At 70.1% G+C, this 12,830-nt stretch carries 12 protein-coding genes; 2 read left to right on the forward strand and 10 right to left on the reverse strand.

The window, feature by feature from the left end; all coding sequences use genetic code 11:
- Positions 1–45: 45 nt before the first annotated feature.
- On the reverse strand, positions 46–1,347 hold the full coding sequence (locus ABIC29_RS13125) for an ATP-dependent DNA helicase (RefSeq protein WP_354246011.1): 1,302 nt from the start codon (positions 1,345–1,347) through the stop codon (positions 46–48).
- A 235-nt stretch (positions 1,348–1,582) separates the two neighbouring features.
- On the opposite strand from ABIC29_RS13125, the gene ABIC29_RS13130 reads away from it, so the two are divergent.
- Positions 1,583–2,638, forward strand: coding sequence for a hypothetical protein (locus ABIC29_RS13130; RefSeq protein WP_354246014.1), 1,056 nt, complete (start codon positions 1,583–1,585; stop codon positions 2,636–2,638).
- A 102-nt stretch (positions 2,639–2,740) separates the two neighbouring features.
- On the opposite strand, the gene ABIC29_RS13135 is transcribed toward ABIC29_RS13130, so the two are convergent.
- The 6 genes from ABIC29_RS13135 to ABIC29_RS13160 all read right to left on the reverse strand — a co-directional run bounded on the left by ABIC29_RS13135 (position 2,741) and on the right by ABIC29_RS13160 (position 7,133).
- A complete protein-coding gene (locus ABIC29_RS13135) occupies positions 2,741–4,735 on the reverse strand; it encodes a bifunctional copper resistance protein CopD/cytochrome c oxidase assembly protein (protein ID WP_199471158.1) in 1,995 nt (664 codons plus the stop codon).
- Positions 4,736–4,908: 173 nt separating this feature from the next.
- Positions 4,909–5,196 (reverse strand): HU family DNA-binding protein, encoded by a 288-nt coding sequence (locus ABIC29_RS13140; protein WP_055853964.1) that lies wholly within the window; start codon positions 5,194–5,196, stop codon positions 4,909–4,911.
- A 317-nt stretch (positions 5,197–5,513) separates the two neighbouring features.
- Positions 5,514–5,819: a 30S ribosomal protein S14 gene (gene rpsN, locus ABIC29_RS13145; protein ID WP_055853966.1), complete on the reverse strand. Its 306-nt coding sequence runs from the start codon at positions 5,817–5,819 to the stop codon at positions 5,514–5,516.
- A 2-nt stretch (positions 5,820–5,821) separates the two neighbouring features.
- Positions 5,822–5,989, reverse strand: a complete 168-nt coding sequence (gene rpmG / locus ABIC29_RS13150; protein ID WP_055853968.1) for a 50S ribosomal protein L33 — start codon at positions 5,987–5,989, stop codon at positions 5,822–5,824.
- On the reverse strand, positions 5,989–6,225 hold the full coding sequence (rpmB, locus tag ABIC29_RS13155) for a 50S ribosomal protein L28 (protein ID WP_116080025.1): 237 nt from the start codon (positions 6,223–6,225) through the stop codon (positions 5,989–5,991). The genes rpmG and rpmB overlap by 1 nt, the downstream gene beginning before the upstream one ends.
- 224 nt (positions 6,226–6,449) lie before the next feature.
- Positions 6,450–7,133, reverse strand: coding sequence for a YrhK family protein (locus ABIC29_RS13160; protein ID WP_354246019.1), 684 nt, complete (start codon positions 7,131–7,133; stop codon positions 6,450–6,452).
- Positions 7,134–7,393: 260 nt separating this feature from the next.
- Between ABIC29_RS13160 and gad the strand changes: the two genes are divergently transcribed.
- Entirely contained in the window at positions 7,394–8,836 is a 1,443-nt protein-coding gene (gad, locus tag ABIC29_RS13165) for a glutamate decarboxylase (RefSeq protein WP_116080027.1), read from the forward strand.
- Between the two features lie 104 nt (positions 8,837–8,940).
- Here gad and ABIC29_RS13170 read toward each other — a convergent pair whose 3' ends face one another.
- Genes ABIC29_RS13170 through ABIC29_RS13180 form a run of 3 tightly spaced genes read right to left on the reverse strand, consistent with a single transcriptional unit; the run spans position 8,941 to position 12,177 of the window.
- Complete coding sequence (locus ABIC29_RS13170; protein WP_116080028.1) at positions 8,941–9,834, reverse strand: glycine betaine ABC transporter substrate-binding protein; 894 nt, start codon at positions 9,832–9,834, stop codon at positions 8,941–8,943.
- Positions 9,835–9,886: 52 nt separating this feature from the next.
- Positions 9,887–10,855 (reverse strand): ABC transporter permease, encoded by a 969-nt coding sequence (locus ABIC29_RS13175; protein WP_354246023.1) that lies wholly within the window; start codon positions 10,853–10,855, stop codon positions 9,887–9,889.
- Entirely contained in the window at positions 10,852–12,177 is a 1,326-nt protein-coding gene (locus tag ABIC29_RS13180; protein ID WP_116081994.1) for a quaternary amine ABC transporter ATP-binding protein, read from the reverse strand. The genes ABIC29_RS13175 and ABIC29_RS13180 overlap by 4 nt, the downstream gene beginning before the upstream one ends.
- Positions 12,178–12,830 lie beyond the last annotated feature (653 nt).

Consider the following 12,830-nt stretch of genomic DNA (forward strand, 5'->3'; position numbering starts at 1 on the left):
GCTGTGTCTCGTCGAGATTCTAACCCGGCGCAGCCGGGCAAACGATCAGGATGCCGAACCGATCTCGCGGTGGGCGCCAGACATGAACCGTTCGACCGAGGGATCGACGATGATGTCGCTCGGCCGGAGCGGCCGGCTGAGGTACAGCCCGTCGAGGGTCGTCAGTCGACTGAGCGCGACATAGGTCTGCCCCGGGCTGAACACGCGCGGCCCGAGGTCGACGATCGCGGTGTCGTAGCTGGCGCCCTGCGACTTGTGGATCGTCACCGCCCACGCGAGACGCAACGGGAACTGCGTGAACTCGGCCACGATCTGCCGCTCGAGCTTCTTGCGCGCCGGATCCCAGGAGTACTTGTACTTCTCCCAGGTCGCCGGTTCGACCTCGTGCTCCTCGCCGTCGACCGCGACCCGCAGTTCGCGGTCGAGCTCGGTGACCGTGCCGATCGTGCCGTTCACCCACCGCTGGCCGTCGGGGCCGACGGCGGTGTCGTTGCGCAGGAACATGACCTGGGCGCCCACCTTCAGCTCGAGGCGCTCATCGGCCGGGTACGCACGGCCGCCGAAGTCGCCGGCGACCTCGGCGGCGTTCGCCTTGGAGTGCCCTGGCAGTCGGTTCAGCTGGGTCGCGTTGATGCGGTTGACGGTGCCGTTGGTGGTGGCGAGCGTGATCGCGCCATGCTCGGGCAACGGCCGGCGGGCGCCGATGCCGTTGAGCACCCCCGCGATCTCGGCCGTGACCGCGCCGTGGCGCACCGCGTTCAGCATGTGCTTGAACTCGGCGTCGTGCTGGCGGTGCACCTCGCCCAGCTCGAAGATGCGCAGGTCGGTCTCGTGCCACACCTTCGCGTCGAAGAACCACATCGAGTCGTACGTGTCGGCGAAGTAGGCCCGTTCGTCGCCGTCGCCCGGAACGGGGGCCAGTTGGTACGGGTCGCCGAACAACACCACCTGCACGCCGCCGAACGGCTCGTGCCTGCGCTGCCTCGCCTGCCGCAGCGCACGATCCATGGCGTCCATCAGGTCGGCATTGACCATCGAGATCTCGTCGATCACGAGGGTGTCCATCGCGTTGAGGATCTTGCGCACGGCGTCGTTCTGGTCGATCTGGTGGTCGGCGATGACCCCGATCGGCAGCCGGAACAGCGAGTGGATCGTCTGCCCGCCGACGTTCAGCGCCGCGACGCCAGTCGGGGCGCAGATCACGATCTGCTTCTGCGTGTTCCAGTTCAGGTGGTTCAGCAGCGTCGACTTGCCGGTGCCGGCGCGCCCCGTGACGAACACGTGGTCGCGGGTGCCCTCGATCGCCTCGAAGACCGCGGTCTGCTCGCGCGTGAGAGAGGGGGGCACAGAGGTTCTCCGGCTCGTCGGATCTGGGTCGTCTGCTGGCGCCGGCCGGCGCGATCCCACTGTAACCGGGCGGCGCAGGTTCGGCGCCGCCCGCCCGTCGAGATGTGCACGGCCCATGCACGAAGGCCCGGCCTGTGGACGAGCGGATGCCGCGGCGCGCCCGCGGCGGCTCGCGCGAGCCCGGGCACGTGCACGCCTTCGTCCCGTGGCATGCGTCGCCGCCTAGACTGACGGGGTGACTGGCTCGGGGGTGCGGAAGGGTCGGCTCTCACCGCTGTCGATCGCCGGGTGGGCCGCGTTGGCCATGCTGCTCGCAGGGGCCTTCCTCGCCGCCCTCGGCGGACTCAACCAGACCACGTACGGCGCCGCGAACTTCGTCGAACGCTACCTCGACGCGATCGCCGACGACGACCTCGCCACCGCGATCACGACGCCGGGCGTCGCGCTCGACGACGACGAGCTCACCGCGAGGGGGCTGCCGACCGACATCTCGACGGCGATGCTGAGGTCCGGCGTCATCGAGGCCGGGCCCGAAGACGTCCGCGTCGTCGACGACGTCGTGAACGACGACGGAACGCACACCGTCACGGCCAGTTACCGTCTCGACACGTCGATCCTGCAGACCGAGTTCGCGGTCCGCCCCATCGAGCCGCTCTACGGGCTCCTGAACCGGTGGGAGTTCGTCGCGAGCCCGATCGCCGTGATCGACGTGACCGCCGCGCACAACCCGCTCTTCACGGTCGGCGACCTCACCCTCGACACCCGCGCCCTGAAGACCGGCGACGACCTCACCGCCTTCACGCAGACCGCGCCGTACCTCGCGATCGCCCCGGCCGCGTACGAGTTCGGGTACGCCGACACGCTCGTCTCGGCCGTGCCGGTCCCCGTGACGGCCGAGGCCGGCGGGCGCGTCGCCGTGACCGTCGACGCGCAGCCCACCGCCGACTTCGTCAAGCGCGTGCAGACCCAGGTCGACGCCTACCTCGACGCCTGCGCGACGCAGCCCGTGCTGCAGCCGTCGGACTGCCCGTTCGGCATCGAGATCGACGACCGCGTGCTCGGAGAGCCCGCCTGGTCGATCGTCGACTACCCCGACGTCACGCTCACGGCCGGTGAGACCGCGTTCGAGATGCCCCCGACACCCGGCACCGCCCACATCTCGGTCGAGGTGCAGTCGCTCTTCGACGGCGAGATCTCGCAGCTCGAGGAGGACCGGCCGTTCAAGCTCGCCCTCAGCGCCACGATCCGCCCCGACGACAGCATCGCGATCCAGCTCAAGCAGACCGACTGAGCCGGTGCGCGGTCGGGCCGGTCGGCGCGGCGCGCGTGATCCGAGCGCTCGGCGCGACCCGAGCGACCGGCGTGATCCGAGCGCTCGGCGCGGCCTGCGGACTCAGCCCTGCCGGTCGTGCTCGGCCATCGAGGCGAGGCGTGCGTTGTAGGCCTCGAGCTCGGCGTCGCCCGTGCGGTCGGCGTGGCGATCGTGACGCTTCGACTCCTTCTGGTCGCTGCGCGACCACTGCACCGCGACCGTGATCGCGAGCGCCACCGTCGGGATCTCGCCGATCGACCAGGCCAGGCCGCCGCCCATCTGCTGGTCGACGAGCGCATCGGTGCCCCAGCCCATTGCGCCGTACCAGTCGGCCAGCAGCAGGCCGGCGCTCGACATGATCGCGAGGCCGAAGAAGGCGTGCAGTGCCATCGTTCCGAGCAGCAGCACGAGGCGGAACGCGTACGGCAGGCGGTACGGCACCGGGTCGATGCCGATGAGCGACTGCACGAAGAGGTACCCCGTGATGAGGAAGTGCACGATCATCCACTCGTGCCCCAGGTGATCGACCATCGTCCAACGGAACAGCGGCGAGTAGTAGAACACCCACAGCGAGCCCGCGAAGAGCAGTGCCGCGACGATCGGGTTGGCGATGAAGCCCGCGAACCTCGAGTGCACGCCGAGCAGGATCCACTCCCGCCCGCCGCGGGAGCCGTCCTTGCGGGCCCTGATCGCGCGCGCCGCGAGCGTCACCGGCGCACCCGGCACGAGCAGCACCGGCACGGCCATCGTCAGCACCATGTGCGCGGCCATGTGCGCCGAGAACAGGTACTGCTCGTAGGCGTTCACACCGCCGTTCGTGATGTAGGCCAGCAGCAGCAGGCCGGCGACCCAGAGGATCGACCGGTACACGGGCCATGCGTCGCCACGGCGACGCAGACGCCAGACGCCGGCGAGGTAGAAGAAGATGCCGAAGCCGCACACCAGGATCCACAGCAGGTCGAGGTTCCACTCGGTGAAGTAGCGCCACATCTCGGGCCACGGCGGCAGCGGCTCGCCCGTGAGGATCTCGGCCGGGGTCTGCGCGATGGTGCCAGGCTGCTCGGCGACCGGGGTCGCGGTGCGCGCGAGCGCGGCGGCCACGCCCGACGCGATGCCCATGAACGCGAGCTCGGCGACCACGAGCACCCAGAACTCGGGCACGCGGGATGCCGGACGGCCCCCCTGACGGCCATCGGCCGCGCGCGACATCCGCCCGATGAGGTAGCGACGCTGGATCGCCCCGAACCCGCCGAGCGCGAGCAGGGCCAGCAGCTTCACGATCACGAGCACGCCGTAGGGGGTGGTCAGCTGGTCCCAGGTGCCGATGCGGAGCGCGGCGTTCGCGTACCCCGAGACCGCGACGACGACGAAGCAGATGAGCGCGACCGTCGAGTACCGCGCGAGCACGACGGGCAGCCGCGGGCCGTCGAGCTCGCGTCGCAGCAGCACGATGGTGAGCAGGCCGCCGAGCCAGACGGCCGCGAAGACGAGGTGCAGGCCGAGCGACGTGATGGCCGCGCTGTGGCCCGCGGTGCCCGCCGCATGGCCCTGCTGCGCCATCGGCACGAGCGCGACGACCGACAGCACCGTCACGAACACGAGCGCGGTGTGGTTGCGCACCGCGAAGCAGAGCACGGTCACGGCGGCGCCGACGAGCGTCGTCGTGAGCCACGACTGGCCGAGGGGGATCGTCGTGAGGAACTGCCCGAGCTGCGCACCGAACGTGTCGCTGAGGCTCAGCGGCACGCCCGTCACCACGAGGAACGTGAGCAGGCCCGTCAGCGCGCTGGCCACGGTGAACACCGCAGCGGATGCCGCGGCCGCATCGAGGGCGACGTCGAACTCGCGCTTCTTCGGGGTCAGCGCCCACACCGCGAGCACGAGCGCGCCGATCATGCCGGCGGCCCCGAGGTTCACGATGAGCTTCGAGATCGGCAGGCCCCAGCGGGCGACGGGTCCGGGATCCTGGATCAGCTGCGGCGCCGCTCCCCCGCCGTAGGCGAGCGCCGCGATCGTCGCCGCGACGGCGACGACGATGAGGACGGCAGGGCCGAACACGCGGACTGAGCGGGGCACCGGACAAGCCTACGCGGCGCGCGGCGCCCGCCCGGCCACAGGCGGTTACCGGCCGGGCCGGAGAGCGGGGCCGGTAGGCCGGGCCGGAGAGCGGGGCCCTGGGCGCGGGGCTTCGCCTGGAGGACGACGAAGGGCGCCCGGCCGAAGCCGGACGCCCCTCGGGGTCGCGAAGACTACTTCGCGGCGGCCTTGAGCTTGGAGCCGGCCGAGACCTTCACCGAGTAGCCGGCCGGGATCTGGATCTCGGCGCCGGTCTGCGGGTTGCGGCCGGTGCGGGCTGCACGGTGCGTGCGCTCGACGGCGAGCCAGCCCGGGATGGAGACCTTGGTGCCGGCGCCGACGGACTCGGCGAGAGCCTCGAAGAGCCCACCGAGAACGGCGTCGACGGTGGCCTGGCTCTGTCCGGTCGACGCAGCGACCTTCGCGACGAGCTCGGTCTTGTTGAGCGACTTGTCAGCCATTGAATGTCCTCCTCGGACGTTCGCTGTTCTGTACAGCAGTGAATTGAGTTTCGGGAACGATCGTTCAACCGCCCCCGTGGCCGATCGGGCCGCCTCGAATGTAGCAGAGAACCCCGGAAACTCGCGGATTTCCAGCCTTTTCGGGCACGGATGCCTCGGCGTGTCGCTGCATGACGACGCGGGCGGAGCGCCGATCGCACGTCGCTGGACGCACAGGTCGCCCGCCCGCGGCATCCGTCGCCCGCGCCCCGGGACGGCGAGAGGGGCGCCCCGGGAAACCCGGGACGCCCCTCTCGATGAAGCCGTGAGCTACGTGATTACCAGCTCGACTTGGTGATGCCGGGCAGCTCGCCACGGTGCGCCATGTCACGGAAGCGGACGCGCGAGACGCCGAACTTCGTGAGGACACCACGGGGGCGGCCGTCGATGGCGTCACGCGAACGCACGCGGATGGGCGATGCGTTGCGGGGCAGCTTCTGCAGGCCGACGCGAGCGGCCTCGCGGGACTCGTCGGTCCCGTTCGGGTCGACGAGGGCCTTCTTCAGTTCGAGGCGCTTGGCCGCGTAGCGGTCGACGATCACCTTGCGCTGCTCGTTGCGCGCGATCTTGCTCTTCTTCGCCATGTTTAGCGCTCCTCTCGGAAATCGACGTGCTTGCGGACCACCGGGTCGTACTTCTTGAGCACGAGACGGTCGGGGTTGTTGCGACGGTTCTTGCGGGTCACGTAGGTGAACCCGGTGCCGGCCGTCGAACGGAGCTTGATGATGGGACGGATGTCCTGCTGCTTCGCCATTAGAGCTTCACCCCACGAGCCTGGATGTCCTTGACGACCGATTCGATGCCACGGGCGTCGATCACCTTGATGCCCTTGGCGGACACGTTCAGGGTGACGCTACGACGGAGCGACGGCACGTAATAGGTCTTCCTCTGCACGTTCGGGTCGAAGCGGCGCTTCGTCCGGCGGTGCGAGTGCGAGATGTTGTGACCGAAGCCGGGAACGGCTCCAGTCACCTGGCACACTGCTGCCATTGGTCTTTCCTCCAATACCGAGGGGCGGACGCCCCTCCCAAGGTCTCTTGTCTGCTGACTTCCCACGCCGAAACCCGCGATTTCTCGCGCAGTTCGAAGGGGGATGGTCGCGGTCTGGGCAGTGGATGTACCCAGCCAAAGGAACAGCCTACCAGAGAGGCCGGTCACGGCCGAATCGGGCGGGCTGGGGGGCCACGCGGTCGAGCGGATGCCGCGCGACGGCGTCAGCCCGCCGGGTCCGCTGCCGAGTCGACCGCCCGACGCGACAGCAGCGCCGCCACGAAGAAGCACAGCGCGCCGACGAAGGTGCCGAGGTTCGCCCAGAACGCGCTCACCAGCGAGTCCGTCTGCGGCACCACGTACGCCCCGACCGCCGAAACGGCGAACGCGATCGACCCGAGCATGTTGAGCCACGTGCCGTGCCACGAACGGGCGTGCCGGTCCCAGAGCGTGCCACGCTCCCGGGTCGCGACCACGGCGAGGGCGCTCGAGACGAGGAAGGCCGCCGAGCCGTACGCGTCGGGTCGCCAGCCGGCCCCGAGACGGGAGGGGTCGGCCACCGCCGCGGCGAGCGCGGCGGCGGTGCTGAGGTTGAACAGCAGCGTGCCCGCGAACTGCACCGCGGCGGCCCACCAGTCCGAGCGGTCGGCGCGGTTCGTTCCGCGGCGCGGCACGTGGCGCCCGCTGAGGCTCAACTGGATGAACGCGGCGAGCGTGAAGAAGATCGAGCCGACGACGAACGTGACGCCGGTGCCGACCGGGCCCGCCCACGCGGCGTAGACGGGGATCGCGCCCACGAAGAAGCAGATCGACCCGATCGCGAATCCCCACGCCTCCCGGCGCAGTCGGAGCCCTCGACGCCCCGCGCCGGCGACGGTCGAGGGGCCGCCAGGGACATCCGCTCGCATGCGCTCCGCCCTTCGCCGTGCGGCAGCCGTGATGCGGCACGGCGCCGCTCCGATCGGCAGGGGACGGGGATCACCCGTGGCACCCTCGTCCAACCATAGCCACCGCCGCATGGCCGCGGCCGGGCCTCTTGACGACCCGCTGCGAGGGGGCCACACTCGGGGATTGGGCCGTCCATCGGGGGATCGACACCCTGCCTCTGCCGTTGTCCGGCGCGCTCTCGTCTCGTACTCGACGCCGTCAGACCACCGGGGGAACACTCATGACCGATCACCGACCACGTTCGAATCCGGGCAGCGAGCACGCGCCCGACCGCCCGGCCCATGGATTCTCGGGCATCGGCGACAGCAACCAACTGAACCCGATCTTCGCGCGAGAGGGCGAAGCCACCGACTTCCCGCTCAATCGACTGCCCGACGGCGAATCGCTGCCCGAGACCGCCTACCAGGTCGTGCACGACGAGTCCATGCTCGACGGCAACGCCCGCCTGAACCTCGCGACCTTCGTCGGCACGTGGATGGACCCGTTCGCGACGAAGCTCTACGCCGAGTCCGCAGACAAGAACATGGTCGACAAGGACGAGTACCCCCAGACCGCCGCGATCGAGACCCGCTGCTGGAAGATGATCGCGACCCTCTGGAACGCGCCCAGCGCGGAGGGCGCCATCGGCACCTCCACGATCGGCTCTTCCGAGGCCTGCATGCTCGGCGGCCTCGCGCTGAAGCGACGCTGGCAGCTCGCGCGCCGCGCGGAGGGCAAGTCGACCGAGAAGCCGAACCTCATCCTCTCGAGCGCGGTGCAGGTGTGCTGGGAGAAGTTCTGCAACTACTTCGACGTCGAGGCCCGGTACGTGCCGATCAGCGACGACCACAAGGTGCTCGACGGACACGACCTCGAGCAGTACGTCGACGAGAACACGATCGGCGTCGTCGCGATCATGGGCGTGACCTACACCGGCATGTACGAACCGGTCGCGCAGATCGCGGCGGCCCTCGACCGCATCCAGGAGCAGACCGGCCTCGACGTGAAGATCCACGTCGACGGGGCATCCGGCGGCATGATCGCACCCTTCCTCCAGCCCGACCTCGAGTGGGACTTCCGCGTCGACCGGGTCGTGTCGATCAGCACCTCGGCGCACAAGTACGGGCTCGTCTACCCCGGGCTCGGCTGGGTGGTCTGGCGCACGATCGAGGACCTGCCGAAGGAGCTCGTCTTCGACGTCACCTACCTCGGCGGGCACATGCCGAGCTTCGCCCTGAACTTCTCGCGCCCCGGCGCGCAGGTGCTGCTGCAGTACTACCTGTTCCTGCGCCTCGGGTGGGACGGGTTCCGCAAGGTGCAGCAGGCCTCGCAGGACGTCGCGGTGTACCTCTCGGGCGAGATCGGGCGGATGGACGCGTTCGAGCTCTGGAACGACGGCACCGACATCCCGGTGTTCGCCTGGCAGCTGAAGCCCGGCCACACCGACAAGTGGAACCTCTACCACCTGTCGGAGCGTCTGCGATTGAAGGGCTGGCTCATCCCCGCGTACCCGATGCCCGACGACATCTCCGACCTCGTCGTGCAGCGCATCGTGGTGCGCAACGGGCTGAGTCGCAACCTCGCCGAGTCGCTCGTGCTCGACATCCGGGAATCGGTGGCCTACCTCGACGCCCTCGATGCGCCGATGCCGGTCGAGGGCCTCGTCTCCACGTTCACGCACTGAGCGACGAGGCTGCACGACCTCAGCCGGACAGACGGATGCCGCGGGCAGCAGTCGCTGCGCCGCGGCATCCGTTCGATCGATCGACCGCTCGACCGCTCAGCGACTCATGGCGTGAGCGAGTCGACGTACTGCTGGTTCTCGGAGATCCACTGCGCGACGACGGGTGCGTAGTCGTCGGAGCCGTTCTCGTTGAACATGGCGTTCTCGAGCGAGTACAGCAGCTCGGAATCCATGGTGAAGGCCGTCAGCCAGCCCGCGAGCGTCGGGTGCGTCTCCTCGAACGATGCGGAGCCGAACGAGTGGATGCCCTCCGAACCGCCGAGCGCGCCCTCGGGGTCCTCGAGGTTCTTGATGGGGAACGCGTCGTACGCCCAGTGCGGGCTCCACAGCGTGACGGCGATGTTCTCGCCCTTGTCGGTCGCCGCCGTCAGCTCCGAGAGCATCGCGGGCGTCGAGCTGGTGAGGTACTCCATCTCGTCGAGGCCGTAGGCCGGGATGACGTCCTCGGTCGTGACGCGGTTCAGGCCGGAGCCCGGCTCGATGCCCACGAGGCGGTCGTCGAACAGGTCGGCGTTCGCGGCGAGCTCGTCGAGCGAGTCGATCGGGGCATCGGCGTTCACCGCGATCGTGAGCTTCGCGTCGCGGTTCCAGGCTCCGAGGTCGACGATGTCGTCGCCGTACTCCTCGACGTAGTCGGCGTGCGTGGTCGGCAGCCAGGTGTCGAGCGTCACGTCGTAGTCGTCGCTCGCGAGGCCGCTGTAGACGGGGGCCGGGTCGGCGTACTCGAGCGTGACGTCGTAGCCCTGCTCGGTGAGGATCGCCTTCCAGAGCTCGCTCGCGGCGACGCCCTCGTCCCAGCCGTTGAACACGGCGATCGTGACGTCCTTCCGGTCGCCGTTCTCGAGCGCCTCGGCGCTGCCGTCGGCCGAGCATCCGGTCAGGACCAGGGCGGATGCCGCGGTGAGCGCGAACGCTCCGGTGAGCATGGACTTCTTCATGTGTTTCCTTTCCTCCCGCGGGCTGTGGGTCGCGGGTTATGGGGAGCCGGGATCAGGCGGTGGTGACGGGCGCACGCCGGGGCGACGCGAACTCGCGCTCCGCCTCGGCCGCGGCATCCGCTCGGTCGTCGTCGTGGTCGGAGGTGCCGGTGCCCGTGCCGGTGACCGAGCCCGGCCCGGTGCGGGCGCGGAGCCCCCGACCCGCACCGAGCGCGCCGGTGATGCGGTCGAGGATGATCGCGAGGATCACGACCGAGAGCCCCGCCTCGAAACCGAGGCCGACATCGATGCGGTTCAGCGAGGCGACGACATCCCCGCCGAGTCCGCCCGCGCCGACCATGCCGGCGATGACGACCATCGAGAGCGAGAGCATGATGACCTGGTTGACGCCGGCCATGATGCTCGGCATCGCGAGGGGCAGCTGGATCTGGCGGAGGATGCGCGCGGGCGACGCGCCGAACGCGTGCCCGGCCTCGACGACCTCCTTGTCGACCCCGCGGATGCCGAGCTCGGTGAGCCGCACGCCCGGAGCCATCGCGAACACGATCGTCGCGACGATGCCGGGCACGACGCCGACGCGGAAGAGGATCAGCGCGGGGATCAGGTAGACGAACGCCGGCATGGTCTGCATGAAGTCGAGCACCGGGCGCACGATCCGCGAGGCGACGTCGGACCGCGCCGTCCAGATGCCGACTGGCACCGCGAGCGCGATCGCGATCGTGCTCGCCACGAGCACGAGGGCCAGGGACTCCATCGCGTGGTCCCACTGGTCGACCCCGACGATCACGAGGAGGCCGAGCGCGGTGCCGAGCGAGAGCTTCCAGCCCTTCACGAACCAGGCGAGCGCGGCGAGCGCGGCGATCACGATCCAGAACGGCGGCGTGATGAGCACGAACTCGACCGCGTCGTAGAACGCGAGGAACACGGTGCGCACGATCGAGAAGAACCACCCGAGCGTGTCGGTGAGCACGTCGATGAATCCCTCGGCGAGTTCGCCGAGCGGGAGGCGGAGGTCGCTCACGAGGCGCTCCCCTCGACGAGGGCGAGTTCGTCGACCGGCAGCGGGGTGTCCGGCGGCGCCGAGGCCGCGGTCTCCCGCAGCGTCGCGGTCATCTCGTCGGCCGACACGGTCGCCGGGGTCTGCAGCGCCTGCAGCTCGGCGGTGTCCGTCGGCACGTTGCCGAGCGCCGCGAGCAGCGTGACGCGCGGCACGGCGCCGAGCAGGCGGCCCTCGTCGTCGACGACGGCGAGCGGCAGCGCCTGCTCGACCGAGCTCTCGAGCAGGTCGGTGAGGTACACGTCGGGCCCGACGGCGGCGAAGTCGTCGGTGATCGCGCCCTCGAGCGACCGCTCGCCGCGACGCACGAGTCGGAGCACGTCCCGGTCGTGGGCGACGCCGACGAGCTTCCGTCCGGATGCCACGACGAAGACCATCGACGTCTGCAGGTCGCGCATGGCGCGAAGCGCGGCACGCGGTCCGGCCGACGCGGATGCCACGGCGCGCGGCGCCTCCATGACGTTGCCGGCGGTGAGCACGCGCGCGCGGTCGACGTCCTGCACGAACTGGGCCACGTAGTCGTCGGCCGGGTCCGTGAGGATCTCCTCGGCCGACCCGATCTGCACCACGCGTCCGTCGCGCATGACGGCGATGCGGTCGCCGAGGAACATGGCCTCGTTCAGGTCGTGGGTGATGAAGATGATCGTCTTGCCGAGCTCCTGCTGCAGCTCGACGAGCTGCTCCTGCATCTCGCGGCGGATCAGCGGGTCGAGGGCGCTGAACGCCTCGTCCATGAGCAGGATGTCGGCGTCGGCGGCCAGCGCCCGGGCGAGGCCGACGCGCTGCTGCATGCCTCCGGAGAGCTCGGACGGGAGCTTGTCGCCCCACCCGGCGAGGCCGACGCGTTCCAGGACGCGCCCGGCCCTGGCGCGGCGCTCCGCGAGGGGCACGCCCTGCACCTCGAGGCCGTACGCGGCGTTGTCGAGCACGGTGAGGTGGGGCAGCAGGGCGAAGTGCTGGAACACCATCGCGACGTGCTTGCGACGAACGTCGCGGAGCCGCGCAGGGCCGACGCCCGTGATCGACTCGCCCATGACGGTCACGGTGCCGGCGGTCGGCTCGACGAGGCCGTTGAGCATGCGGATGAGCGTCGACTTGCCGGAGCCCGACAGCCCCATGACGACGAAGATCTCGCCCTGGCGCACGTCGAAGTCGACGTCGATCACCGCGGCGGTGCCGAGGGCGGCGAGGTCCTCTCGGGAGGCGCCCGCGTTCAGGCGTTCGAGCGCCTCTGCGGGCTTTCGCCCGAAGAACCGGGTGAGGTTGCGGACCTCGAGGGCGTTCATGACCGAGGGGTCGATGATCCCGCGGGAAGCGGTGGTGCCGCGGGAAGCGGTGGTGCCGCGTGGGTCGGTGACAGCGGTGGTGCCGCGTGGGTCGGTGGCGCCGGGTGGCGCAGTGGTGCTGCTGCGTGAATCAGCGCTGCCGCGTGATTCGATGGTGCTGTGCTGTTCGGGCATCTCGAGGTGCTCCAATGGCACGCGCGGATTCCGCCGCCGGGTGCAGGGTGGCAGGCGGATGCGCGCGCGTCACGGCCGGGTTCTGGCGATCCGGGATCCGGGACTCAAGCGCCGACGGACGTCGGGCGAATCCCGGCTCCAGCGCGCGCCGCCATCGGGGCGGCGCACCACGCGCGGAACCGTACGACCCCCGTCATGGAAACCGCCGAAGCGGGCCTCCCAGGAGGGCGCGGACTGGGTGGGTCGGCCCGTGAGGGCCGTCATCAACCGTATGGCCGAGCGACGGAGCCCACCAAATCGGCGCCGACGAATGTGCGGCTGATCTGGGGTTTCAGATGACTCCGGATCGTCTGGGAGGCGGCTGCGGTGGTCGTTAGCATGTTGCGCCCGGTCGCGCAACGCCCGGGCCCGGGCTTCGCCGCGCCGCCGACCGGCCCTACGGTGAAGGAGCCGAGCCCGACTCCCACGGGCACCGGCTG

It is taken from the genome of Agromyces sp. PvR057 (assembly GCF_040547485.1).
Classification (GTDB): Bacteria; Actinomycetota; Actinomycetes; order Actinomycetales; family Microbacteriaceae; genus Agromyces.

Coding starts and splice junctions, on each gene's coding strand:
- ABIC29_RS13140 (WP_055853964.1), bottom strand. CDS start 5,196: ATGGCTGACAAGTCGCTCAACAAGACCGAGCTCGTCGCGAAGGTCGCT.
- rpsN (WP_055853966.1), bottom strand. CDS start 5,819: ATGGCGAAGAAGAGCAAGATCGCGCGCAACGAGCAGCGCAAGGTGATC.
- rpmG (WP_055853968.1), bottom strand. CDS start 5,989: ATGGCGAAGCAGCAGGACATCCGTCCCATCATCAAGCTCCGTTCGACG.
- rpmB (WP_116080025.1), bottom strand. CDS start 6,225: ATGGCAGCAGTGTGCCAGGTGACTGGAGCCGTTCCCGGCTTCGGTCAC.
- ABIC29_RS13160 (WP_354246019.1), bottom strand. CDS start 7,133: ATGCGAGCGGATGTCCCTGGCGGCCCCTCGACCGTCGCCGGCGCGGGG.
- gad (WP_116080027.1), top strand. CDS start 7,394: ATGACCGATCACCGACCACGTTCGAATCCGGGCAGCGAGCACGCGCCC.
- ABIC29_RS13170 (WP_116080028.1), bottom strand. CDS start 9,834: ATGAAGAAGTCCATGCTCACCGGAGCGTTCGCGCTCACCGCGGCATCC.
- ABIC29_RS13180 (WP_116081994.1), bottom strand. CDS start 12,177: ATGAACGCCCTCGAGGTCCGCAACCTCACCCGGTTCTTCGGGCGAAAG.